Annotated in this window: 19 protein-coding genes; 4 read left to right on the top strand and 15 right to left on the bottom strand. The window is 75.2% G+C overall.

Features of this window, described 5'->3' with window-relative positions; all coding sequences use genetic code 11:
• The first annotated feature begins 157 nt into the window (after positions 1–157).
• Positions 158–2,410, top strand: coding sequence for a MinD/ParA family protein (locus ACIQ9P_RS37025; RefSeq protein ID WP_402366187.1), 2,253 nt, complete (start codon positions 158–160; stop codon positions 2,408–2,410).
• Positions 2,411–2,512: 102 nt separating this feature from the next.
• Here ACIQ9P_RS37025 and ACIQ9P_RS37020 read toward each other — a convergent pair whose 3' ends face one another.
• The 10 genes from ACIQ9P_RS37020 to rimP form a co-directional block, all read right to left on the bottom strand.
• On the bottom strand, positions 2,513–3,490 hold the full coding sequence (locus tag ACIQ9P_RS37020) for a bifunctional riboflavin kinase/FAD synthetase (RefSeq protein ID WP_402366184.1): 978 nt from the start codon (positions 3,488–3,490) through the stop codon (positions 2,513–2,515).
• A 65-nt stretch (positions 3,491–3,555) separates the two neighbouring features.
• Positions 3,556–7,308 (bottom strand): trypsin-like peptidase domain-containing protein, encoded by a 3,753-nt coding sequence (locus ACIQ9P_RS37015; RefSeq protein ID WP_402366181.1) that lies wholly within the window; start codon positions 7,306–7,308, stop codon positions 3,556–3,558.
• 211 nt (positions 7,309–7,519) lie between these two features.
• Positions 7,520–8,449 (bottom strand): tRNA pseudouridine(55) synthase TruB, encoded by a 930-nt coding sequence (gene truB, locus ACIQ9P_RS37010; RefSeq protein WP_402366179.1) that lies wholly within the window; start codon positions 8,447–8,449, stop codon positions 7,520–7,522.
• 139 nt (positions 8,450–8,588) lie between these two features.
• Positions 8,589–9,701: a bifunctional oligoribonuclease/PAP phosphatase NrnA gene (locus tag ACIQ9P_RS37005; protein ID WP_402366177.1), complete on the bottom strand. Its 1,113-nt coding sequence runs from the start codon at positions 9,699–9,701 to the stop codon at positions 8,589–8,591.
• Between the two features lie 2 nt (positions 9,702–9,703).
• Positions 9,704–10,147 carry a 30S ribosome-binding factor RbfA gene (gene rbfA / locus ACIQ9P_RS37000; RefSeq protein ID WP_402366174.1) on the bottom strand — a complete coding sequence of 148 codons (444 nt, stop codon included), beginning with the start codon at positions 10,145–10,147 and terminating at the stop codon, positions 9,704–9,706.
• Between the two features lie 153 nt (positions 10,148–10,300).
• Positions 10,301–10,597 carry a DUF503 domain-containing protein gene (locus ACIQ9P_RS36995; RefSeq protein WP_266274452.1) on the bottom strand — a complete coding sequence of 99 codons (297 nt, stop codon included), beginning with the start codon at positions 10,595–10,597 and terminating at the stop codon, positions 10,301–10,303.
• A gap of 135 nt (positions 10,598–10,732) precedes the next feature.
• Complete coding sequence (gene infB, locus ACIQ9P_RS36990) at positions 10,733–13,915, bottom strand: translation initiation factor IF-2 (protein ID WP_402366170.1); 3,183 nt, start codon at positions 13,913–13,915, stop codon at positions 10,733–10,735.
• A 212-nt stretch (positions 13,916–14,127) separates the two neighbouring features.
• On the bottom strand, positions 14,128–14,373 hold the full coding sequence (locus ACIQ9P_RS36985) for a YlxR family protein (RefSeq protein ID WP_375969135.1): 246 nt from the start codon (positions 14,371–14,373) through the stop codon (positions 14,128–14,130).
• 126 nt (positions 14,374–14,499) lie between these two features.
• On the bottom strand, positions 14,500–15,501 hold the full coding sequence (gene nusA, locus ACIQ9P_RS36980) for a transcription termination factor NusA (protein ID WP_402366168.1): 1,002 nt from the start codon (positions 15,499–15,501) through the stop codon (positions 14,500–14,502).
• Positions 15,502–15,558: 57 nt separating this feature from the next.
• On the bottom strand, positions 15,559–16,089 hold the full coding sequence (rimP, locus tag ACIQ9P_RS36975; RefSeq protein ID WP_402366166.1) for a ribosome maturation factor RimP: 531 nt from the start codon (positions 16,087–16,089) through the stop codon (positions 15,559–15,561).
• Between the two features lie 887 nt (positions 16,090–16,976).
• Between rimP and ACIQ9P_RS36970 the strand changes: the two genes are divergently transcribed.
• Together ACIQ9P_RS36970 and ACIQ9P_RS36965 are read left to right on the top strand one after the other, a co-directional pair.
• Positions 16,977–17,462: a ferritin-like domain-containing protein gene (locus tag ACIQ9P_RS36970; protein WP_402366233.1), complete on the top strand. Its 486-nt coding sequence runs from the start codon at positions 16,977–16,979 to the stop codon at positions 17,460–17,462.
• Positions 17,463–17,568: 106 nt separating this feature from the next.
• Entirely contained in the window at positions 17,569–18,519 is a 951-nt protein-coding gene (locus ACIQ9P_RS36965; protein WP_402366163.1) for an aminoglycoside phosphotransferase family protein, read from the top strand.
• Here ACIQ9P_RS36965 and ACIQ9P_RS36960 read toward each other — a convergent pair.
• The 5 genes from ACIQ9P_RS36960 to dxr form a co-directional block, all read right to left on the bottom strand.
• Entirely contained in the window at positions 18,492–19,085 is a 594-nt protein-coding gene (locus ACIQ9P_RS36960) for a GNAT family N-acetyltransferase (protein ID WP_402366161.1), read from the bottom strand. The genes ACIQ9P_RS36965 and ACIQ9P_RS36960 overlap by 28 nt on opposite strands.
• Positions 19,086–19,189: 104 nt before the next feature.
• On the bottom strand, positions 19,190–20,065 hold the full coding sequence (locus ACIQ9P_RS36955; protein WP_402366230.1) for a GNAT family N-acetyltransferase: 876 nt from the start codon (positions 20,063–20,065) through the stop codon (positions 19,190–19,192).
• Between the two features lie 155 nt (positions 20,066–20,220).
• A complete protein-coding gene (ispG, locus tag ACIQ9P_RS36950; protein ID WP_402366159.1) occupies positions 20,221–21,381 on the bottom strand; it encodes a flavodoxin-dependent (E)-4-hydroxy-3-methylbut-2-enyl-diphosphate synthase in 1,161 nt (386 codons plus the stop codon).
• Between the two features lie 140 nt (positions 21,382–21,521).
• Positions 21,522–22,826 (bottom strand): M50 family metallopeptidase, encoded by a 1,305-nt coding sequence (locus ACIQ9P_RS36945; protein ID WP_402366157.1) that lies wholly within the window; start codon positions 22,824–22,826, stop codon positions 21,522–21,524.
• Between the two features lie 109 nt (positions 22,827–22,935).
• Positions 22,936–24,165, bottom strand: coding sequence for a 1-deoxy-D-xylulose-5-phosphate reductoisomerase (dxr, locus tag ACIQ9P_RS36940; RefSeq protein ID WP_402366156.1), 1,230 nt, complete (start codon positions 24,163–24,165; stop codon positions 22,936–22,938).
• A 126-nt stretch (positions 24,166–24,291) separates the two neighbouring features.
• Here dxr and ACIQ9P_RS36935 point away from each other — a divergent pair, with 126 nt between their 5' ends.
• Positions 24,292–24,957: an NAD(P)H-binding protein gene (locus ACIQ9P_RS36935; protein ID WP_402366154.1), complete on the top strand. Its 666-nt coding sequence runs from the start codon at positions 24,292–24,294 to the stop codon at positions 24,955–24,957.
• Positions 24,958–25,021: the final 64 nt, after the last annotated feature.

Here is a 25,021-nt window from a genome sequence, read left to right as displayed (position 1 = left end):
CGGGGCCCGTGCGCGGCTCGTGTCCGGCCCATGTCCGACCCGTGTCCGGCCCGGTCGGAGATGAGACACCGCCTTCAACCGGGGGTGGCTCACGGCCTAGGCTGTGGAACGGCAACGGCACCGCGAACTTGCGGCGGCGAACACGAGGGAGCCCTAGGTGAGCAGCGATCGGGACGGCGTCTACGTCGGCGACAACGCGGCGGAGGACGACGACGACTGGTCCGACGCGCCCGATTACACTCCCCCGTCCTGGTACGTGCAGACCGACGCCGCGGGTGCTCCGGCGGCCGCGCCGGGCGGCGGGGCCGCTCCGGCTCCGGGCGGTGCGGGTGCTCCGGCGGGCGTGCCCGCCGCCGCGCCCGCGCCCGCGCCCGTCCCCGCGCCCGCGCCAGTAGCTGCGCCGGTGCCGGACGTCGTGGCGCCGCCGGTCGCGGCGCAGCCGGCCGTTCAGCCGTCCGTTCAGCCGCTCGCCCCGGCTCAGCCCCAGCCGCCCGGGCAGCCCTTCGCGCAGCCCCAGCCCCAGCCCCAGCCCCAGCCCCAGCCGGCCGAGGCTCCCGCGCCGCCGGCAGCCCCTGCGCCGGCACCGGCACCGGCACCGGCACCGGTCCAGGGTGTCCCCGCCGAGCCCTTCGCGGCGCCTCCGACCGCCCCGGCCGCGACCGCCCCGGCACCCGCACCCGCACCCGCACCCGCACCGATGCACGGCTGGCCGCCGGCCGACCCGTCCGTCGCCGCTCAGCCCGGCCCCGCCCAGCCTCCCGCCCCTGTGCCCCAGCCGTACCCGACCGCTCCGCAGCCGCCCTTCGCCGGGGCGCCGGGCCAGCCCCAGCCCTTCGCGCAGGACCCGCAGGCCGCCGCGTGGGCGGCCGCCCAGCAGGCCCAGCCCCAGCAGGCCGTACCGCCGCAGCAGCAGCCCCAGCCCGGACCGCCCGCGCCGCCCGCCGGTGCCGACCCGCGCGCCGGCGGCTGGCCGCAGCCCGCCGCCTACCAGCAGCCCGCGCAGCCCCAGCCGGACGCCCCGCAGTGGGGCGGCCCGCCGACCGCGCCCGCCGCGTTCCAGCAGGCCACCGCCCCGCAGCAGACCGCGCACGGCGCGCCGCTCGGCTACACCGCCGCCGTCGAGCTGTCCTCGGACCGGCTGCTGCGCAGCCAGCCGAAGCAGCAGCGCCAGCAGCCGCGGTTCCAGTTCGGCGGCAAGGCCGCCGCCGCCGAGAAGGCCCGCCGGCTGGAGATCATCCGCACCCCGGTGCTCAGCTGCTACCGGATCGCGGTGATCAGCCTCAAGGGCGGTGTCGGCAAGACCACGACCACCACCGCCCTGGGCGCCACCCTGGCCAGCGAGCGCCAGGACAAGGTGATCGCGATCGACGCCAATCCGGACGCCGGCACCCTCGGCCGCCGGGTGAAGCGGCAGACCGGCGCGACCATCCGCGACCTGGTGACGGCCATCCCGCACCTGCGCAGCTACATGGACATCCGTCAGTTCACCTCCCAGGACCTCCACTCCGGCCTGGAGATCCTGGCGAACGACGTCGACCCGGCCGTGTCGACCACCTTCAACGACTCGGACTACCGCCAGGTCATCGACGTGCTGGGCCGCCAGTACCCGATCATCCTGACCGACTCCGGCACCGGCCTGCTGTACAGCGCGATGCGCGGGGTGCTGGACCTCGCCGATCAGCTGATCATCGTCTCCACGCCCAGCGTGGACGGCGCCTCGTCCGCCTCCACCACCCTGGACTGGCTCTCCGCGCACGGCTACGCCGACCTGGTGCAGCGGTCGATCACGGTGGTCTCCGGGGTTCGCGAGACGGCCAAGATGATCAAGGTCGAGGACATCGTCGCGCACTTCCGGACCCGCTGCCGCGGCGTGGTCGTGGTGCCCTTCGACGAGAGCCTGGCGGCCGGTGCCGAGGTCAACCTCGACATGATGCGGCCCAAGGTCCGCGAGGCGTACTTCGAGCTGGCCACGCTGGTCGGCGAGGACATCGTCCGGGCCCAGCAGACCGCCCAGCAGACCGGCTGGCAGCAGCAGGTCCAGCCGCAGCCCCCGGCACCGGGCTACCCGCAGCCCCAGCCCGGACCGCAGGGCCAGCCCCCGTACGGCCAGCCGTACCCGTACGCCCAGCCGCCGCAGCCCGGCCAGCCCGCACCCCAGCCCGCGCCCGGCACGCCGTGGGCCCCGCAGCCCGGACAGGTCCCGCCGCCCCCGCCCGGCTACGGCTACCCGCAGCAGCAGAGCGCCCCGCAACAGCAGCCGCCGGCGCCCGAGTGGCAGCAGTCCCCCGCGTGGCAGCAGCCGCCCGCCCCACCGGCCGACGGCGGCTACGGCCACCCCCGGCCCGAGGAGGGCCACCAGCCGCCGCCCGGCTACGGCTACCCGCCGCCGCCCGCGCCGCCGCAGCAGTAGGAACGACGGTCGCCGAGGGCCCGCCGACCTCCGTGGTCGGCGGGCCCTCGCGCGTGCCGGTCGGCCGCTGTCGGTCGGCCTCGGTCGGTCAGCCTCGGTCGGTCAGCCGGCCTCGGTCAGCTCCCGGGCCCGCTTGACGTCGTCGGCCATCCGCTCCAGCAGCGCCTCGATGGAGTCGAACTTCTCCATCCCGCGCAGGTACACCAGGAACTCGACCGCCACGTGCAGCCCGTAGAGGTCCAGGCCGACCCGGTCGATGGCGTACGCCTCGACCGTGCGCGAGGTGCCGTCGAAGGTCGGGTTGGTGCCCACCGAGATCGCGGCCGGCATCCTCCCCCCCTGCCCGCCCTCGGGCAGGACGGTCCCGTCCGGTCCGGCGATCAGCCAGCCCGCGTACACGCCGTCGGCCGGAACGGCGCTGTGCGGCACGGTGTCCACGTTGGCGGTCGGGTAGCCCAGCTCACGGCCGCGCTGCGCGCCCCGCACCACCTCGCCCTCCACCCGGTGCGGACGGCCCAGCACCTCGGCCGCCCCGGCCACGTCGCCGGACATCACCAGCCGGCGGGTCAGGGTCGACGAGAAGGGTTCGCCGTCCCCGACCGTGCCGCGCACCTGGAGGTCGACCACCTCGACGCCGCAGTCCGCCGACCGGCCCAGCTCGGCCAGCAGGGCGACGTCCCCGGCCGCGCGGTGGCCGAAGCGGAAGTTCGGCCCCTCGACCACCAGGCAGGCGTGCAGCGCGTCCACCAGTACCTGCCGGAAGAACTCCTCCGGCGACTCCTTGGAGAACTCGGTGGTGAACGGCAGCACCAGGACGGCGTCGACGCCCAGTTCCTCGATCAGCTCCGCCCGGCGCGGCTGCGGGGCGAGCAGCGGCGGGTGGGTCCCCGGGCGGACCACCTCGCTGGGGTGCGGGTCGAAGGTGACCACGACCGAGCGCACCCCCCGCTCACGGGCGCGCTCGACCACCCGGTTGATGATCAGCTGGTGTCCGCGGTGCACCCCGTCGAACGAGCCGATGGTGACGACGCTGCGTCCCCAGTCGGCGGGGATCTCCTCCAGGCCACGCCAGCGCTGCACCTGACCGCTCCTTGTTCCCTACGGCGCGTACCTTCTGTACGCTCAAACGCTCAAAACCCGAACCCCTATAGCGTGCCATGCGCCTGTCCCGAGTTCGGCACCGGAAGGCAGGTTGGCCGAACCGCCGGGTGTCGGGCTCCCCCGGCCGGCGGCGGAACGGCCCCGGCGCCGCCGCCCCGCTCGGCCTCCGCCGCCGCGGACCGCGGGTCCCGCCCGGCCGCGACCAGGGCCCGCAGCCGGTCCAACCGGGGGCCCACCGGACGGGCCGGCCGCTCGTCCTCCGGCCAGCGCGCCAGCAGCGCGGCGAACGGGGCCGACCCGACGGCGCAGCGCACCAGCAGCCCGTCCGCGCCCGGTAGCGCGGCCGCCGCCCGGACCACCACCGCCCGGGCCCGGGCCGGCCGCTCCGCCGCGCAGTGCTCGGCCAGCCCCGCGAGGGCGGCGGCCAGCACCTCCGGATCGCCCTCCGTGGCCAGCAGGGTGTCCAGCAGCTCGCAGCGCAGCGCGTCCGCCACCGGGTCGGGCACCGGGCGGGACAGCACCTCGGCGAACGGGCGGCGGACCGCCGCCGCGCGGGCCGCCAGGGCACCGCTCAGCAGCACCCGCAGCTCCAGCCGGGCGACGGCGCCCCCGACCGCGCCGCGCCCCAGCCGGCGGCCCAGGTAGTCGACGGCGACCGGACCGGCCAGTTCCGGCCGTTCGCGCAGCAGTCGGGCCGCGAGCTCGGCGGCCCGCCGGGCGGCCAGCGGCGCCCGGGCGTCCGCCAGCACCCGCAGCGTCCCGGCGACCGGCGCGTCCGGCCGCGCCGCCGCCCCGGGCCCGCCCAGACGGTCGGCCAGCGCGGCCAGCACCGGCTCGGGGTCGCTCTCCAGCGCCGGGGCCAGCGCCCGCGCGGTCAGGAAGCGGTCCTCACCTCCCCGGTACACGGCCAGCGCCGTCGGCAGGTGGGCGGCCCGGCCGCCCGGCTCCCGCAGCAACAGGGCGAGCGCCGCGCCGTGCAGGGCCGGCTCCTCCTCCCGGGCCAGCAGGGCCAGCGCGGTGAACCGCAGCAGCTCCGGCCCGGCGCCGCGGGCGTAGGGGGCGGCGTGCAGCGCGTGCACGGCGGCCGCCACATGGCGTTCGGGCCGGGGGTCGTGGCTCCAGCGGTCGACCGCCCGGCAGAGCGCCGAGGGCTCCTCGACGGCCAGGAGGGCGAGCAGCGCGTCCGCCCTCGGGTGCGCTGCTCCGGCCAGCACCTCGGTCAGCTCGTCCAGGGCCAGGGAGCGGTGGGCGAACAGCAGGTCGTGCGCGAGGTCGGCGACGGTGCTCCCGGGCCGGGCCGGCAGGCCGCGCGGATCGTCGAACCAGCCGCAGAGCAGCGGCAGCACCCCCGACGGATCGGCGCGCAGCCGGCCGGTCACCGTGCCGAGGAACGGCCGGTCCGGCCCGTCGGCGGCCACCAGCCGCCGGAGCAGCGCGAGTTCGGCCTCCAGTGGCAGTCCGAGTCCGGCCCAGAAGGACGGCCCGAACCGGCCCAGACCCTCCACCGGGAGCCGATCGAACCCGCCCGCGGCGGCGGCCCGTTCGACGATGCGGTCGGCCAACTGCTCCAGCAGCGAGCGGTGTTCGGCGAGGTCCGGCCCGGCGGCCAGACCGGCGACCAGCAACCGCCCGGCCCACCAGGCGGGTTCGCTGCCCGCCGGGCGCAGGTCCACGGCCCGCCAGATCCGCCGCAGCCACGGATCCAGCGCCGGGGCGCCCCAGGTCCCGGCGACCCGCCGCAGCGCGGCCACCACCGGGCCGATCCGGTGCCGCGGCACGGTCCGGATCCCCCCGGTCGGCCCCGCCCGGCCCGGGGCCCCGCCGGGCGCCGGGGGCGTGTCCTCGGCCTCGCCGAGCAGCAGCCGCAGCGCCGCGTCCAGGTCCAGGTGCAGGCCCTGCAGCCAGTCGGCGAACTCCCCGTGCGCGAAGCGGTAGCCGGGACCGGCCGGGACGAACAGCCCCTCCGCCAGCACCGCCGTCGCCCAGCCCCCCGCCACCGGGAACAGTTCCTCGAACGCGGCCCGCCCCAGACCGCCCTGCTCGGCGCCCAGCATCCGCCGCGCCGCCTCGTGCACCCGCCCGGCCACCGCCGCCGCCGTCCGGCGCACCCGTCCCGCGGACACCCCGGCGGGCCGGACGGCGCCGCGGCGGTGGGCCCCCGGCCGGCGCGGGCGGCCGTCCTCGGCGAGCCGCCCGGCCACCCGCAGGCAGCACAGGTCCAGGTGGGCGGCGAACAGCCCGGCCCGGTCCGCCGGTTCCCCGCGCAGGCCCTCCGCCCACAGCTCCCCGGCCAGCCGGACCGCCAGCGGGTGCCGGGCGTCCGCCGCCGCCGGCCAGCCGGGCGGCACCCCGTACCGTCGCCGTACCCGCTCGGCCGCCTCGGCGGGCAGCGGGCCCAAGCGCCGCACCACCACCCGGACGGCGCCCGTGCCGGGTCCCGCGCCTCCGGAGTACGGTCCGCCTGAGTACGGTCCGCCGTCCGGCGTACCGACCGGGACCAGGAACTCGCCCTCGGCCCCGCCCGGTGCCAGCCGCTCCCAGCTCTCCTCCCCGCAGGCGGTCAGCAGCCGGGCCCCGCCCGCCGCCAGCCAGCACGCCGAGGCCCGCAGCCAGTCCGCGTCCAGTGGCACCGGTGACTCCTCCGGGCCGTCCAGCACCACCAGCAGTGGCCGTCCGGCCGCGGCGCAGAGCGCGGCCACCGCCCCGGGGCCGGCCGGGGCCGGCACCCCCAGCTCCACCGAGGCCGAGGCCAGCGCCCGTTCGACCGCGCCGGCCAGCGAGGCGTCCGCCGGCCCGAGGTCCGCGCCGCGCAGCCAAACCGTGGGCCGGGGGCTCCCGCCGTCCCTGCGGCGTACGGCGACGGCCGCCGCCTCGGTGCTGCGGCCCGTCCCGGCCCCGCCCACCAGCGCCACCACCCCGGCCGCCGCCTCTCCCCCCGGACCGGAGCGGCCGTCGCCGACCAACAGGTCGGCCCACTCCGCGAGGCCGTCCGGCCGGTCCACCCGGTCGGCCGCCAGCGCGGCGACCCGGTCCGGCCCGGCACCCGCCGCGGCCAGCTGGGCGGCGGCCAGCCGCAGCACCCCGGCCAGGTTGAGCGCGCTCCCGTACGCGGGCACACCGGCCGCGTTGCGCGCCAGCGCCTCGGCGAACTCCGGCAGGTCCACTCCGACGGCGGTCACCGGAACGGCGGTGGGCGGCCCCGGCCGCCCCGGGAGCCGCGGGCCGGCCGCGACCACGGCCACCACGGTGCCGGTGGCGGCGTCCAGCACCGGGGCCCCGGCCGGGACGAGCGCCGCGTCTGCCGCCGCGGGCACGTCGAGCAGCAGCACACCGTCGATCGGGGGAAAGCGGTCGACCCGCGGGCGGGCCGCCACGAGGCCGCAGCGCAGCAGTACCGTCCGCCCGTCCGCGCGCCCCTCGCCCGGGACCGGGACGGGCACCAGCAGCACCTGGCCGGCCCCGGCCGACGGCGGCGGGGCGACGGGCAGCGGCGGTACGGGCAGCCCGCCGACGGTGTCGGTACGCAGCAGGGCCAGCCCGTGCCCGGGCAGTGCCCGGACGTGGTCCGGGCCGAGGACCCTGGTCTGGCCCCCGAAGAGGTGCAGGACGATCCCGTCGAGGCCCGCGACCGTCTCGTGCGCGGTGAGGACGGTACCCAGCGGGTCGAGCACGAAGCCCAGCCCCCGCGGCCGGCCGTCCCGGTCGTGGATCCGCAGCAGCCGACGGCCCGGGTCGCCCGCCGCCGCCGTGCTGTCGCCCTCCCCCGGCAAGCCCCTGAAGCCCAGCAGTCCCGGCATGCCCGCAGCCCTCCCCGCAGGGCCGGCCGGCCCTGGAGTGGACGCGTCGCGGCGACCTGCGCGCCGCGGGGGAGCCTGCCCGGCGCGGGCGCGGACCGACCGCGACCGCGCCGTTCACGACCGCGGTTCACCTCGTGCGCTCCCCCGCACGGGTGAACTTCCCCCGACGGCGCCCCCACCGGGGCGGTACCGCCCCGGTGGGGGCGCCGGCTCAGCCGACGAAGACGGCGACCGGCCGGGCCTGGCCGGCCTTCTCCTCCACCAGCGCGAGGAAGGTGCCGTCCGGGCCGAACACCGCGATCGGCCCGTCCACGCCCATCCCCGGGGCCTTCAGCCGGGCGCCGTGGGACAGCTGCTTCGCCTGGTCGGCGTCGAGGTCCCAGCGCGGGAAGGCGGCCGCGGCGGCGGCGGCGATCGGCAGTACCTCCAGCCCGGTGGCAGCGTCGCCGGTCACCGACTCCTCCAACTGCTCCAGGGTGCGCGCCGACTCCACCCCGTACGGCCCGACCCTGGTGCGCCGCAGCGCGGTGAGGTGCCCGCCGACGCCGAGCCCGGCGCCGAGGTCCCGGGCCAGCGCCCGGATGTAGGTGCCGGAGGAGCACTCCACGGTGACGTCCAGGTCGACCACCGGCGTGCCGTCCTCCGCGACCGCCTCGCGCCGCTCGTGCACGGTGAAGGAGTGCACGGTGGTCGGCCGGGCCGCCAGCTCGAAGTCCTCGCCCTCGCGCACCCGGGCGTAGGAGCGCTTGCCGTCGATCTTGATCGCGCTGACCTTGGACGGCACCTGCATGATCTCGCCGGTGAGCGCCGCGACGCCGGCGGCGACGGCCTCCCCGGTCACCCCGTCGGCCGGGGTCGAGGAGGTGACCTCGCCCTCCCGGTCGTCGGTGACGGTCGTCTGCCCGAGCCGGACGGTCGCCTCGTAGGTCTTGGCGGTGAGCATCAGGTGGCCGAGCAGCCGGGTGGCCCGTTCGACCCCGATCACCAGGACGCCGGTGGCCATCGGGTCGAGGGTGCCGGCATGGCCGACCTTCCGCGTCCCGGCCAGCCACCGCAGCTTCGCGACCACCCCGTGCGAGGTGATGCCCTCCGGCTTGTCGACGATGACGAGGCCGTCCGGGGCGGTGCCTTTGCGCTTCATCAAGTTCTTTCTGTCAAAGCTCTGTACAAAACGATCAACCACAAAACGATCAACCACGAACCGCCAACCTACCGACCGCACGGCCCCGCCCACCACGCCGCACGGCGGGCGGTCCGCGGCGGGCGGGGCTCGCGGCGGATCAGTCCCGGCGGGGCTCCAGGGCGGCGCGGAAGCGTTCCACCACCACGTGGACGTCCTCCCGGGCGGAGAACCCGGCCGCGTAGACATGGCCGCCACCGCCGAGCTCCGCGCAGGCGGCCGCGACGTCCACCGCGCCCTTGGAGCGGGAGGAGCCGCGCAGAGTGCCGTCCGGGTCCTGCTTGAGCACCAGCGCCACCTCGGCCTCGGCCGGGCGGCGCAGGATGTCGATCAGACCCTCGATCTCCTCGACGGTCACGCTGAACAGCACCAGTTCCTGGTACGGCACCCAGGTCCACACCAGGCCGAGGCCGCCCGCCGCGTCCGGCTCGTAGACGGCGCGGTCGAGCGCCCCGGCCAGCACCTTGAGGTAGCCGAAGGAGGAGGTGTCCCACAGCTGCCGCGAGATGAGGTCGTGCCGGATGCCGGTGGCCAGCAGCCGCCCCGCCAGCTCATGGGTGGCGGGCGTGGTCGCCCGGTACCGGAACGAGCCGGTGTCGGTCGCGACCCCGGTGTACAGGCAGGTGGCCAGGGACTGGTCCAGCTCGACGCCCAGCCGGCGCAGCAGCTCGTCCACCAGCACGGCCGTCGCCGGCGCGTCCGGGTCGATCAGCTGGTGGGTGCCGAAGCCGGGATTGGACGCGTGGTGGTCGAGGACCACCAGCACCGGGGCCGCGAACGCCTTGTCGTGCAGCAGGCCCAGCCGGCTCTCCGCGGCGACGTCGAAGCAGAGCACCAGCTCGGGGACCTCGGGCACCGCCGAGGCCGGCACGATCAGCTCCTGGCCGGGAAGGAAGGCCAGCGACTCGGGGACGATCTGCGGATCGTCGCCGAACGAGACCCGGACCTCCTTGCCGAGGCCCTTGAGGGCCAGCCCGGCCGCCAGGGCGGAGCCGAGAGCGTCGCCGTCCGGGCAGATGTGGCAGATCAGGTCGATCGAGCGGGCCCGGCCGATCTCGGCGACCACCTGCTGCCAGAGCAGCTCGAATCCGCTCTCCTCGGCGCGCGGCCCCGGAAGCACCACGGGGGCGTCCTCCACCGTGTCGGTGGAGGACGCCCCCGTGGTCGAACCGGTACCGGCCGCCGAACCGGCGGCCGCCGGCTCACCCGCCATGACTACTCGTCCTCGTCGTCACGCTCGGCCGCCGGAACCTTGTACGGGTCCGCGTCGCCGGCGTAGACCGCGCCCGCGGCGCTGGTGCGCACCGCGGCGTCGATGGCCCGGGCCCGGTCGAGCAGGTCGTCGATGTTCCTGGCGTTCTCCGGCAGGGCGTCCGCGACGAAGGTCAGCGTCGGGGTGAAGCGCACCCCGGTCTGCTTGCCGACCTCGGAGCGGAGCACGCCCTTGGCGCTCTCCAGCGCGGCGGCCGTGGCCTCACGCTCGGTGTCGTCGCCGAAGACCGTGTAGAAGACGGTGGCCTCGCGCAGGTCCCCGGTCACCCTGGCGTCGGTGATGGTCACGAACCCGAGTCGCGGGTCCTTGATCCGGCGCTCCAGGGTCTGGGCGACGACCACCTGGATGCGGTCGGCGAGCTTGCGCGCCCTTGCGGTGTCGGTCACTGTGCCTCCTCGTGCAGTGGGCCGGGTACTCGGGCGTGCTGCTCGCCCATCGGGGCCCCTGCCCCAAAGTACCGGCCCGCGCCCAGCCTTGTGGGCGCTCTCGGTCCTGATCCGTGTGAGAACGGCGACTCGCGCCGTCCGCTGTCACGGTTCTCATTCGTCGTCGTCGTTGTGGTAGCGCCTCCTGGCGGAGAGCAGCTGAACCTCGGGGCGGCCGGCGACCAACCGCTCACAGCTGTCCAGGATCTCGGTGATGTACCCGGCTTCGCCGGACACCACCGCGAGGCCGATCTCGGCCCGGCGGTGCAGATCCTGGTTCCCGGTCTCGGCAGCGCACACGCTGTACTTGCGCTGCAGTTCGGCCACGATGGGCCGCACGATCGACCGCTTCTCCTTGAGCGAGTGGACGTCGCCCAGCAGGAGGTCGAAGGTGAGTGTTCCCACGAACATGTGTGACAGGTCAAAGCCGACCTGGGGGCCTCGGGGAGCGGTTCCCGAACGGGACCGCTCCCCGGACCCTACACAGCAGGACCGGGGCCGGTCGACGGAAATACCACCCGTCGACCGGCCCCGGCAGCCACTCGCTTACGCGCGCGGCTTCTCGCGCATCTCGTAGGTCTCGATGACGTCGTCGACCTTGATGTCGTTGAACGAGCCCAGGGTCACACCGGCCTCGAAGCCCTCGCGGACCTCGGTCGCGTCGTCCTTGAAGCGACGCAGACCCTCGATGGTGAGGCTCTCCGCCACGACCTTGCCGTCGCGCAGCAGGCGGGCCTTGGTGTTGCGGCGGATGATGCCGTCGCGGACCAGGACACCGGCGATGTTGCCGAACTTGGAGGAGCGGAAGACCTCGCGGATCTCCGCGGCGCCGAGGCGCACCTCCTCGTACTCCGGCTTGAGCTTGCCCTTGAGGGCGTTCTCGATCTCCTCGATCGCCTGGTAGATGACCGAGTAGTACCGGACGTCCACGCCTTCCTTGTCGGCCGCGGCGCGCGCACGACCCTCCGCGCGCACGTTGAAGCCGATGATGATGGCGTCCGAGCCCATCGCCAGGTCCACGTCGGACTCGGTGATGGCACCCACACCGCGGTGCAGGACCCGGAGCTCGACCTCCTCGCCCACGTCCAGCTTGACGAGGGCGTCCTCAAGGGCTTCCACCGAACCGGAGACGTCACCCTTGATGATGAGGTTGAGCTGCTCGATGGAGCCGGCGGCGATGGCCTTGTCCAGGTCCTCCAGGGACACCCGGACCCGACGCTGCGCGAAGGCGGCGTTGCGGTCGCGGGCCGAGCGCTTCTCGGCGATCTGGCGCGCGGTGCGGTCCTCGTCGACGACGATGAAGCTGTCGCCGGCGCGGGGCACCGAGGTCAGACCGAGCAGCAGCACCGGACGGGACGGGCCGGCCTCGGCGAGGCTGTTGCCGTTCTCGTCCAGCATCGCGCGGACGCGGCCGTAGGCGTCGCCGACCACGATCGAGTCGCCGACGCGGAGGGTACCGCGCTGCACGAGGACGGTCGCCATGGCACCGCGGCCCTTGTCGAGGTGGGCCTCGATGGCGATACCCTGCGCGTCCTGCTCGGGGTTGGCCCGGAGGTCGAGCGAGGCGTCCGCGGTCAGGACCACGGCCTCCAGCAGCTGCTCGATGTTGAGGCCCTGGCGCGCGGAGATGTCGACGAACATGGTGTCGCCGCCGTACTCCTCGGCCACCAGACCGAACTCGGTCAGCTGACCGCGGACCTTGGTCGGGTCGGCACCCTCGACGTCGATCTTGTTGACGGCGACCACGATCGGCACACCCGCGGCCTTGGCGTGGTTGAGCGCCTCGACCGTCTGCGGCATGACACCGTCGTTGGCCGCGACCACCAGGATCGCGATGTCGGTGGACTTGGCACCACGGGCACGCATGGCGGAGAACGCCTCGTGACCCGGGGTGTCGAGGAAGGTGATCGGGCGGGACTCGCCGTTCACCTCGGTGACCACCTGGTACGCACCGATGTGCTGGGTGATGCCACCGGCCTCGCCGGCCACCACGTTGGACTTGCGGATGGCGTCCAGCAGACGGGTCTTACCGTGGTCGACGTGACCCATGACGGTGACGACCGGCGGGCGCGGGGCCAGCTGGTCCTCGTCGCCCTCGTTGGCGCCGAAGTCGATGTCGAACGACTCCAGCAGCTCGCGGTCCTCGTCGTCCCGGCTGACGATCTCGAGCTGGAAGCCCATCTCGTCGGCCAGCAGCTGCAGCGTCGCGTCGGAGACCGACTGCGTCGCGGTGACCATCTCACCGAGGTTGAACATGACGGAGACGAGCGCGGCCGGGTTGGCGTTGATCTTCTCCGCGAAGTCCATCAGCGAGGCGCCGCTCGACAGGCGAACGGTCTGGCCGTTGCCGCGAGGCAGCATCACACCGCCGACGGACGGGGCCTGCATGGCCTCGTACTCCTGGCGCTTCGCCCGCTTCGACTTGCGACCACGGGCCGGACGGCCACCGGGGCCACGGCCGAAGGCACCCTGCGTGCCACCACGGGCACCCGGGCCACCGGGACGGCCGCCGAAGCCACCCGGACGGGGACCGAAGCCACCGCCGCCGCCCGGGGCACCGCCACCGGGACGGGGGCCGCCGAAGCCGCCACCGGCCGGACGCGAGCCCGGACCGGCCGGACGGCCCTGGAAGCCCGGACGGGCGCCACCGGCACCCGGACCACCCGGACGGCCACCGGGGCCACCCGGACCACGGCCACCCGGGCCGGGACGCGGGCCCGGACCGGCCGGACGCTGCGGCATCATGCCCGGGTTCGGACGCGGCATGCCCGACGGGGTCGGACGCGGGCCGGCCGGACGGGGCATGCCGTCGGGACGCGGAGCGCCACCGGGACCACCGGCACCGGGGGCACCCTGGCCGCCGGGACGGGGACGGTCGCCACCCGGACGGGGGGCACCGGCACCGGGGGCACCCTGGCCACCCGGACGCGGACGGTCGCCACCCGGACGGGCCGGACGGTCGCCACCCGGACGGGGGGCACCGGCACCGGGGGCACCCTGGCCACCCGGACGCGGACGGTCGCCACCCGGGCGGGCCGGACGCTCGCCACCCTGGCCGGCCGGAGCACCCGGACGCGCGCCGGGCGCGCCGGGACGACGGTCGCCGGGGCGGGCCATACCGGTGGCGCTGCCCGAGGTGAACGGGTTGTTGCCCGGACGCGGGCCGGCCGGACGCGGGCCCGGACGGGCGCCGGCGCCGGCGGCGGGGCCACCGGCCGAGCGCGGGGCCTGGGTGGCCGGGCGCGGAGCCTCGGGGGTCTCACCGGACACGGGGGCCGGCGAGGAGAACTCGGCCGCCGGAGCGGCCGGGGCGGCCGCCGCGGGACGCGGCGCCGGGCGCGGGCCCGGTGCCGGAGCACCGGCCGGCTTGGCGGGCGCGGCGGCGGCGGGCGCGGCCGGAGCCGCGGGGGCCGCGGCCGCGGGGGTCGGACGGGGACCGGGGGTCGCGCTGGGGCGCGGACCCGGGGTCGGGGCACCCGGCTTGGGTGCACCCGCGGCCGAACCGGCCGCGGGCTGGGGCGCCGCGGGCTTCCGCGGGCCCGGCTTGGCAGCAGAGCCACCACCGGTGGGGGCAACGCCAAGCGCGTCAGTCAACTTGCGCACGACCGGCGCCTCGATGGTCGAGGACGCCGAACGGACGAACTCGCCCAGCTCGGTGAGCTTGGCCATCACGGCCTTGCTCTCCAAACCAAGCTCCTTGGCGAGCTCGTAAACCCGGACCTTAGCCACTTCACTCCTGTCTATGAGTCCGGGGGTCTCGTCCGCCGGACTGTCGCTACTTCATGGGCGTACCCATCGCGTACTCATCGCGTACTCATCGAGTGCTCATCGCAATCTCGACCTACTTCCACATCGCGAGGTACCTGACTGGTGGCACGACGTACGGCTGCCCGTGCGCCGTGCTTGTTGCGGTGGTTCTCCGCCGCGCGAGCGGCGCGCTGTCACGGGGAGCTGTCGCTCACCCGCTCCTCGATGAACTCGCGGAGCCGCCCGGTGTCGAGCGCGCCCTGGAGCCGGAAGGCCCGGGGGAACGCCCGTCGGCGGACCGCGAGGTCGAGACAGGCCGGTTCGGGATGCAGATGCGCTCCCCGGCCCGGCAGTGCGCCACGTGGGTCGGGGACGCATACGCCCTCGACCGCCGTGACACGCAACAGCTGGTGCTTGGCCGCTCGCTTGCGGCAGCCCACGCAGGTGCGTTCCGGGCGTGCTCGGACGGGCGTCCGGCCAGACGAAGGCAAGTCTACCCCTCCGAAGGGACATGGCGCCGCCCCGCCGGTTCCCAGGGGACCGGCGGGGGGCTCCGACGACAACGACTACTCGGCCGGGGACTCCGGCTCGACGCCCTCGGTGTCCGGCCGGATGTCGATCCGCCAGCCGGTCAGACGGGCGGCCAGGCGGGCGTTCTGCCCCTCCTTGCCGATCGCCAGCGACAGCTGGTAGTCCGGCACGATCACCCGTGCGGAGCGCTGCGCCAGGTCCACGATCTCCACGCTGGTCACCCGGGCGGGGGACAGCGCCGCGGCGACCATCTCACGCGGGTCCTCCGACCAGTCGACGATGTCGATCTTCTCGCCGTGCAGTTCGCCCATGACCGCGCGCACCCGGGCGCCCATCGGGCCGATGCAGGCGCCCTTGGCGTTCAGCCCCTGGCGGCGCGACCAGACCGCGATCTTCGTCCGGTGACCGGCCTCGCGGGCGATCGCGGCGATCTCCACGCTGCCGTCCGCGATCTCCGGGACCTCCAGCGCGAACAGCTTCCGGACCAGGTTGGGGTGGGTGCGCGACAGCGTCACCGACGCCCCGCGGACACCCCGGCGCACGGCCACGACGTAGCACTTCAGCCGGGTGCCGTGCCGGTAGTCCTCGCCCGGGACCTGCTCCTGCGGCGGCAGGATGGCCTCCAGCTTGCCGATGTCGACCAGCACGTTCTTCGGGTCGTTGCCCTGCTGGACGACACCGGTGACGATGTCGCCCTCCTTGCCCGCGTACTCGCCGAAGGTCTGGTCGTCGGCGGCGTCGCGCAGCCGCTGCATCATGACCTGCATGCCGATGCTGGAGGCGATCCGGCCGAAGCCGCTCGGGGTGTCGTCGAACTCCTTCGGCTCGACGCCCTCGTCCAGCTCCGACGCGTCCTCGGTGGCCCAGACCGTCACATGGCCGGACTGGCGGTCCAGCTCGACCCGGGCGCGGCGGCGCGAGCCCTCGGTGCGGTGGTACGCGGTGAGGAGGGCCGACTCGATCGACTCGACCACGAGGCCGAAGGGGATGTTCTTCTCGCTGACCAGCGTGCGCAGGGCACTCATGTCGATGTCCACGGCTACGCCTCCTCGTCTTTCGTCACGTTCGTCATGGTGCGGTCGGTGCGCAGGTCGTCACTCCGCACCGTCGTCCCCCTCGTCGAGCAGCTCGTCGAGCTCCTCGTCGTCCTTGCGGTTGAACTCCACCTGGATGCGGGCACGGGCGACCTCGGCGTACTCCAGCCGGCGCTCCTTGGCCCGGCCGCGGCCCTTGACCGGCTGCACCTCGACCAGTGCGCCGTCCTCGTCGGCCGCCAGCACCCGGGCGACGATCTCCCCGCCGTCGACCAGGTGGATCTTCGCCAGCCGGCCCTCGGCCCGGATCCAGTGCCGGGGCAGTTCCAGCGGACGCTCCGCGCCCGGAGAACCGACCTCCAGCAGGTAGGCGCCGGAACCCATCACGTCCGACTCGTCCAGGGCCTCGGAGACCACCCGGCTGAACTCGGCGACGGTGTCCAGGTCCACGCCGCCTTCGGCGTCCACGTCGATCTGCACCTGGCGGCGGCTGCCCGCCTGGGTGACCTTGACGTCCTCCAGGTCCAGGCCCGACTGCGCGGCCAGCGGCTCCAGCAACGCACGCAGCCGGTCGATGGGGGTGGTGCTCATCCGGGTGGACTCCTCGGCCGCGTCTGCTGTTGTCGGAAGGTCGCACCGCACCCACCGGCGCGCCGCTCCGGCGCGCGGCCGGGTCGCGGCAGCTCGGCCCAAAGCCTAGCCGGTGAACCGCCCAACCACCGATTCCGCCCCCGGTCCGACCGCCCCCGCCCGGCCCGGTGCGAGCAAGCTCACACGGGCCGCCCGTCCCCGCCGGAAGGGCAATCCGTGCCCGGGCAGGTGAGGATTCTGTAATCATTCACGCCAGCGAGGGCAGGCAGTCCTCCCGTACCCGCCCCGGAGTGACACCCATGCAGCCGACCGGCCGACGGTCCTTCCTGGCCCTCGGGCTGCTCCTCACCGGCGGCGTGCTGACCGGATGCACCGACGCGCACCACCAGGACCCCGGCAGTCCGACGGCCGGCGACCACCGCCGCCCCGACCCCGACGAGCCGGTCCGCCGGCGCGCCCTCGACGCCACCGACACCCTGCTGGCCGCCTACGACGCCCTGCTCCCGCAGTCGCCCCAGCTCCAGCCCCTGCGCGAGGAGGTCGCCCGCCACCGCGCGGCCCTGGACACCGCCACCCCGGTCCCGACCCCCGGCACCACCTCGTCCGGCGCCACCTCGTCCGGCACCGCCCCGTCCGGCACCACTCCTTCGGGCGCCACCGCGTCCGGCACCGCCCCCGCCGTGCCCACCACCGCCGCGCTGGCCTCGCTCGAACGGCAGACCGCCCAGGCCCGGCTGGCCGACCTGGGAGCCGCCTCCCCGCCGCTGGCCCGCCTGCTGGCCTCGATCTCGGCGGCCGGGGTCCTGCACTCGGTGGCCCTCGGCGACGCCGCCCCGGCGGCCGCCCCGGCCCCGGCGGCGTCCCCGACCGCGTCCCCGACCGCGTCCCTGTCCCCGTCCGCCGGCGGCACGGCCCCGTCCGCCGCCCCGGGCGGCACCGCGGCCCCCTTCCAGGACGCCCTCGGCGCCGAGCACGCCGCCGTCTACGGCTACGGCGTGGTCGGCGCCCGCGTCTCCGACGACGGGCAGCGCACCGCCGCCCGCACCGCCCTGGCCGCCCACCAGGCCCGCCGCGACGCCTGGCAGCGTCTGCTCGCCGGCAGCGGCGCCAGCCCCGACGCGGCGGCCGCCGGTTACCGGCTCCCGTTCCCGGTCACCGACGCCGCCTCCGCCGGCCGCCTCGCCGCCCACCTGGAAACCCGGCTGGCCACCGTCTACGCCGACCTGGTGGCCGCCGTCCCCGCGCCGCAGCGGCCGTCGGCCGCCGACGCCCTCCGCGAATCCGCCCTCCGCGCCCGCCAGTGGGGCGCGGCCCCCACCGCCTTCCCCGGCCTCCCCGACACCCCCGCCGGCACCGGCTCCCCCACCCCGTAGCCGAAGGCGCCGGACCCGGCCCGCGCACCGCCCAGCGGCCCCGTTCCCTCCCATCACCGACAATGGACCTGTACCACCACGGGGGAACCGCTACCGAAAGGCCGGCATGTCGGCAGCAGCACCAGGGCAGATCAGCGTCCCCGACCGGCTCGCGCGGAACGTCGCCGCCGTCCGCCCCGAGGACGCGGACCGCTGGCTCGCCGCCCTCCCGGCCCTCGTCACCGCCGAGCTCGCCCGGCTCGGCCTGACCCTGGACCGCGTCCTGGACCCCGGCGGCTCGCTCGCCCTGGTCGCCTACGTCCACCGCGACGACGACCTCGCCCCGGCCGTGCTCAAGGTCTCCCTCCGCACCCCCGGCACCGCCCACGAGGCCGAGGCCCTGACCGTCTGGGCCGGCCGCGGCGCCGTCCTGCTCCTCGGCACGGCCGCCCCCGACCCCGGGACCACCGTCCTCCTGCTGGAGCGGCTGCACGGCGGGATCCCCCTGCGTTCGCTCGCCGAACCCAAGGCCATGCTGGAAGCCACCAGCCTGCTCCACCGGCTCTGGGCGCCCGTCCCCGCGGACCACCCCTTCGACGGCGTCCCCGCCCCGTCGCCCTCCGCCTCCGGTACCGCCACCGGCACCGGCAGGGCCGGCGCCGCCGCCGGCCTCCCGGCCGAGGCCGAACCCCTTCTCGCCGAGGCCCGGGAGACCGCCGTCGCCCTCGCCGCCTCCGCCACCGAGGAGTTCCTGCTGCACGGCGACTTCCACCACGGCAACGTGCTCGCCGCCGACCGCGCCCCCTGGCTCGCGATCGACCCCCGGCCGCTGGTCGGAGAACGCGCCTACGACCTGGCCCGCCTGGCCCTGGACCGCGCCGACACCCTGGTCGGCTCCCCCGGCCTCCCGGCCGCCGTCCGGCGCCGGCTGCACCAGCTCGCCGAAGCCCTGGAGGTGGACCGCGAACGACTGCGCGACTGGACCCTGGTCCGCGCCGTCGACCTCGCCGTCGACGCCCTCGCCGCGGGCCGCCGCACCGACGCCGAGCTCTATCTGGAGTTCGCCGGCGCGCTCTGAACCACGTCCGCGCCGCCCGCCCCGCGCAACGGCAGCGGAGCCCCCATCACGGCGTAGCGCCGCTCCGTGTTCGGGAAGTGCACGGCCCGCGCGAGGTCCCGGTAGCCCAGCGACCGGTAGAGCCGTCGGGCCGGTGTCTCGGCGTCGATCGCGGAGAGGATGCTGCGGTCCGCCCCGGACCGCGCGGTCAGCGTCCGGATCAGCGCCGAGCCGACGCCCCGCCCCTGGAACTCCGGCAGCACGTGCAGTTCGGTGACCGCGAAGACGTCGTCCAGCCAGGCCCCGTGCCCCCGGGCGACCAGATAGGGCTCGATCACCGTGCTCCACCAGTGCTCGCGCCGGTTGGGCATCCCGTACCCGAACCCGACCAGTCGGCCACCGCCGAACGCCCCGAGCGCGATCACCCCGGGCTGCTGGGCGTGCCGTCCGACGATGTGGAGCCGGACCATGACCTCCTCGGGGGTGAGCCCGAAGGCCACCGCCTGGACGTCGAGCGCCTGCGGAGCCCACGCCGCGAGGTCGACGGGCTCGATCCGCACCTCGTCCGGCCCAGTCACCCCGGTCACCCCGCAATCACCCCAGTCACCCGTTCCATGCCCCGGACGTTACCCCCCGCCCACCCGCGGCGCGGCCCGCACCGGCAACCCGGTGGCCGGCCGCCGGTCCGCCCTCAGAACAGCACGCTCATGAACGCCCCGACCTCCCGGAACCCCACCCGCCGGTAGGAGGCCCGTGCCCGCAGGTTGTAGTCGTTGACGTACAGCGAGACCACCGGCGCGACCTCGCGCAGCGCGATCTCCAGCACCGCGGCCATCCCGGTCTCGGACAGCCCCTGCCCCCGGTGCCCGGGCGCGACCCAGACCCCCTGGATCTGGCAGGCGCCCTCGGTGACCGCCCCGACCTCGGCCTTGAACACGACCTCGCCGTCCTCGCCGAAGCGGGCGAACGAGCGGCCGGTGGCGATGAGTTCGGCGACCCGGGCCTGGTACAGCAGACCGCCGTCACCGGCCATCGGCGAGACGCCGACCTCCTCGGTGAACATCGCCACGCAGGCCGGCATCAGGGCGTCGACCTCGTTCCGCCGCACCCGCCGCACCAGCGGGTCCGGCGCGATCTCGGCGGAGGGCACCGTGGTGGCGAGCAGCGGCTGGTGCGCCCTGACCTCGCGGGCGGGTCCCCAGCTGCGCTCCAGCAGCGCCCACAGGGCCGCGGTGGGCCCGGCCGGGCCGACGATGGAGGAGCAGCGGCGCCCCTGCCTGCGGGCGCGTTCGGCGAAGGCCCGGACGGCCTGCGGGCCGGCCTCGACAAGGACGAGATTGGCCCCGGCGTAGCAGAGCGCGTCGAGTTCGCCGTGCTCGTCGTACCAGCCCCACATCTCGCCGCCGAGCCGCCAGGGGTCGAGGCCGACGGCCTCCACCCGGGTGGCCACGAAGGCGTTGGCGACGGGGTCGCGGTGGAGGACGGCGAGGGCGTCGGCGAGGTCCGGCGGTTCCAGCACGCGGGTGGTCGCCAGGGCGCGGGCGGCCTGGAACGAGCTGGGGAGCATCACACCTCGATCGAGCATCGAGACAGCACCTTACTGAGACGACGGTGGCCGCACCCTACTCCCTGCCCCCACCCGGGTACGGCCGCGGGGCCGTCCGCGCACGGACGGCCCCGCTTCCGGAAGAACCGCGCGGACCTACCCGGCACCGGGGTGGGTCACTCGCCGGCGGTGACGGTCGGCGCGCCGGACTCGACGCCCTCCGACTCCATCTGCTCGGCGATCTTGAACGCCTCCTCGATCAGGGTCTCCACGATCTTGGACTCGGGGACGGTCTTGATGACCTCGCCCTTGACGAAGATCTGGCCCTTGCCGTTGCCGGAGGCGACACCGAGGTCGGCCTCACGGGCCTCGCCCGGGCCGTTGACGACGCAGCCCATGACCGCGACGCGCAGCGGCACGTTCATGCCCTCCAGGCCGGCCGTGACCTCCTCGGCGAGCTTGTAGACGTCCACCTGGGCGCGGCCGCAGGACGGGCAGGAGACGATCTCCAGGCCGCGCTGGCGCAGGCCGAGCGACTCCAGGATCTGGTTGCCGACCTTGATCTCCTCGGCCGGCGGGGCGCTCAGCGAGACCCGGATGGTGTCGCCGATGCCCTCGGCGAGCAGCGCGCCGAAGGCGACCGCGGACTTGATGGTGCCCTGGAAGGAGGGACCGGCCTCGGTGACGCCGAGGTGCAGCGGGTAGTCGCAGGCGGCGGCGAGCTGGCGGTACGCGTTGATCATCACGACCGGGTCGTTGTGCTTGACCGAGATCTTGATGTCGCGGAAGTCGTGCTCCTCGAACAGCGAGCATTCCCAGAGCGCGGACTCGACCAGCGCCTCGGGGGTCGCGCGGCCGTACTTCTCCAGCAGGCGCTTGTCGAGCGAACCGGCGTTGACGCCGATCCGGATCGGCACGCCGGCGCCCTTGGCGGCCTTGGCGATCTCGCCGACCTTGTCGTCGAAAGCCTTGATGTTGCCCGGGTTGACCCGGACCGCGGCGCAGCCGGCGTCGATCGCGGCGAAGACGTACTTCGGCTGGAAGTGGATGTCGGCGATCACCGGGATCTGCGACTTCCTGGCGATGATCGGCAGCGCGTCCGCGTCGTCCTGGGACGGGACGGCGACCCGCACGATCTGGCAGCCGGACGCGGTGAGCTCCGCGATCTGCTGCAGCGTGGCGTTGATGTCCGAGGTCACCGTGGTGGTCATGGACTGCACCGAGACGGGCGCGTCACCGCCGACCGGCACACTGCCGACCATGATCTGACGGGAGACACGGCGCTTGGCGAGCGGCTTGAGCGGCAGAGACGGAATACCGAGCGAGATCGCGGTCATGTGCGCAGGGTTCCCCGGGTTCGATGTGTGGTCGGCCCGGCCGCTGGGACGACCGAACCCGGGCGCGCCGACGATCGCGCGCCCGGGCTCCAACGGTACGGCACCGGAACGGGCGCCCGCGCACCCACCGGCCGACCGCTCTAACTGATCTTGACCGGGTTGACCAGGTCGGCGACCAGCACCAGCAGGGTGAAGCCGATGAACACGCTGGCCACCACGTACGCGAGCGGCATCAGCCGGGCCACGTCGAACGGACCGGGGTCGGGACGGCGGAACAGCCGTGCGAACCGGCGGCGGACCGACTCCCAGACCGCGCCCGCGATGTGGCCGCCGTCCAGCGGCAGCAGCGGCAGCATGTTGAAGAGGAACAACGAGAGGTTGATCCCGGCGAGCAGATTGACGAAGTAGGCGACCCGCTGGCTGCCCGGGATGTCCAGCGAGAACACCTCTCCACTCACGCGGGCCGCGCCGACCATGCCGATCGGGGAGTCCGCCTCGCGCGGGGTGCCGTCCACCACCGAGTGCCACAGCCCGGGAATCTTGCCGGGCAGCGCGGCCAGCGACTCCACACCGTGCTCCGCCATGTCGTACATCCGGTCGACGGACTGGCCGAGGCCGAGCCGGACCACACCCGTGGTCGGGGTGAAGCCGAGGAAGCCGGCCCGCACCGTCTCGCCCTTCACCGGCAGGCCCTGGGCGTCGTACTTCTGCACGTCGTTGACGGCGATGGTCGGTTCGAGGGTCAGCCGCTGCCCGTCCCGCTCCACCACCAGCTCGACCTTCTTGCCGGCCGACTTCCGGATGTCGCCCTGGAGCTGCTCGTAGTCACTGATCCGGTCGCCGTCGAAGGACACCACCCGGTCGCCCGGCCTGAGCCCGGCCTGGGAGGCGGGCGCCGCGGGGGCGTCCGCCGGGCAGGTGTCGGTGGCCTGACCGGCCTTGACCACGCACTCCGAGACGGTGCCGATGGTGGGCACCGCCATCGAGACGCCGAAGCCCATCATCACGGTCAGGAAGAGCCCGAACGAGAGCAGCAGGTTCATGAACGGCCCGGCGAACATGACGATCACGCGCTTCCACGGCTTGCGCGTGTAGAAGAGCCGCGACTCGTCGCCCTCCTTCACCTCCTCGTAGGAGGCTTCCCGGGCGTCCTCGATCATGGACCGCCAGGGCGAGGTCGAGCGCTGGGTGATCCGCCCGTCCGCGCCCGGCGGGAACATCCCGATCATCCGGATGTACCCGCCCAGGGGAACGGCCTTGAGGCCGTACTCGGTCTCGCCCTTCTTCCGGGACCAGACGGTCGGGCCGAAGCCGACCATGTACTGGGGCACCCGAATGCCGAACAGCTTGGCCGTGGAGAGGTGGCCGAGCTCGTGCCAGGCGATCGAGAAGAGCAGTCCCAGTACGAAGACCAGGATGCCGACCACCGTCATCACCGTTGCCACCGCTGCGCCTCCGTCATGCCGCTCCGATCGTCCTGTCGTCGTACCGGTCCGCCGGGCGGGACCGTCCGGACGGCCCCGCCCCGGTGCTGTCGCCCCTTCGGGCGGACCGTCAGCCCGCCGCCAGCTCGCGGGCCCGGGCGCGCGCCCAGTCCTCCGCGTGCAGGACGTCCTCCACCGTGAGCGAAGTTCCCCCGGCCGGGGCCCCGTGCTCGGCGACGACCTTCGCCACAGTGTCCACGATCCCGGTGAAGGCGAGGCGGCCCTTCAGGAAGGCGTCCACGCACTCCTCGTTCGCCGCGTTGAACACCGCCGGGCAGGTACCGCCCAGGGTGCCCACCTCGCGGGCCAGCTCGACCGCCGGGAAAGCCTCGTCGTCCAGCGGGAAGAACTCCCAGGTCGCGGCCTTCGTCCAGTCGCAGCCCGGCGCGGCGTCCGGGACCCGGTCCGGCCAGCCCAGGCCGAGCGCGATCGGCATCCGCATGTCCGGCGGACTCGCCTGCGCCAGCGTCGAACCGTCCGTGAACTCCACCATCGAGTGCACGACCGACTGCGGATGGACCACGACCTCGATCCGGTCGAACGGCACGTCGTAGAGCAGGTGCGCCTCGATCACCTCCAGGCCCTTGTTCACCAGGGTGGCCGAGTTGATCGTGACGACCGGGCCCATCGCCCAGGTCGGGTGCGCCAGCGCGTCGGCGGGGGTCACCCCGGCCAGCTCCGCGCGACCGCGGCCGCGGAACGGACCGCCGCTCGCGGTCACCACCAGCTTGCGGACCTCCGCCCGGGTGCCGCCGGCCAGCGCCTGGAACAGCGCGGCGTGCTCGGAGTCCACCGGGACGATCTGCCCCGGCCGCGCCACCGCCTTCACCAGCGGGCCGCCGACGATCAGCGACTCCTTGTTGGCCAGCACCAGCACCCGGCCGGCCCGCAGCGCCGCCAGCGTCGGGCCCAGACCGATCGACCCGGTGATGCCGTTCAGGACCGAGTGGCACTCCATCGCCGCCAGCTCGGTGGCCGCGTCCGGACCGGCCAGCACGGTCGGCAGCGGAGCGCCCCCGGCCTTCGCCGCCAGCGCCGCGCGCAGCGCCGGCTCCGCCGCCGGATCGGCCACCGCGACGGTGTGCACACCGAGACGCACCGCCTGCTCGGCAAGCAGCTCGACCCGGCCGCCGGCCGCCGACAGGGCCACCACCCGGAACCGGTCGGGATTGCGGAGCACCACGTCGACGGCCTGGGTGCCGATCGAACCGGTGGAGCCGAGGACCACCAGCTCCCGGGGGCCGGAGGGGTCGGTCACCTCGGGGGTGAACCGCAGCTGCGGGTGGGCGAGCGAAGTCATGCGCCCATTGTGGCCTGCCCGGCACCCTCCCCAGCACCAAGGGTTCCCCCCGGCGCCGCGCCGTTCCCCCGACCCCCGCACCGGTTCCCCAGGACGCCGCCCCCGCCCCGCGCTACCGTCGGAGCCATGCGCATCGTCATCGCCGGGGGCCACGGACAGATCGCCGTCCGACTGGAACGGCTGCTCGCCGAGCGGGGCGACCGGCCGGCCGGAATCGTCCGCCGTCCCGAACACGCCGAGGACCTCGCCGCCGTCGGCGCCGAATCGCTGCTGCTCGACCTGGAGGCGGCCGCCGCCCCGGAGCTGGCCCGACTGCTCGACGGCGCCGACGCCGTGGTGTTCGCCGCCGGCGCCGGACCGGGCAGCGGCGCCGCCCGCAAACTCACCGTCGACCGGGACGCCGCCGTCCTGCTCGCCGACGCCGCCGAACTCGCCGGTGTCCGCCGCTACCTCATCGTCTCCTCGATGGGCGCCGACGCCGACGCCGAGTACCCCGCCGACGAGGGCTTCCAGACCTACCTGCGGGCCAAGGGCGCCGCCGACGACGCCGTCCGGTCCCGCCCCGGCCTGGACTGGACCGTCCTGCGCCCCGGCCGCCTCACCGACGGACCGGGCACCGGTCTGGTCCGGCTCGCCCCCGGCCTCCCGCGCGGCGCCGTCGACCGGCAGGACGTCGCCGCCGTGCTCGCCGCCCTGCTGCACGAACCAGGCACCGCCGGGCGGACCCTGGACCTGGTCGCCGGCGACGCCACCGTCGCCGAGGCCGTCGCGGCCGCCGCCGGCCGGACCTGAGCCCCGCTCCCCCGGCACGCCGAAGGGCCCGGCCGCGGCGCGGCCGGGCCCTTCGTCAGCACTG

The sequence above is a fragment of the Kitasatospora sp. NPDC094019 genome (assembly GCF_044764505.1).
In the GTDB taxonomy this organism is placed as follows: Bacteria; Actinomycetota; Actinomycetes; order Streptomycetales; family Streptomycetaceae; genus Kitasatospora.
The sequence above is the reverse complement of the archived record's forward strand: the minus strand, read 5'-3'. Positions and strand labels throughout refer to the sequence as shown.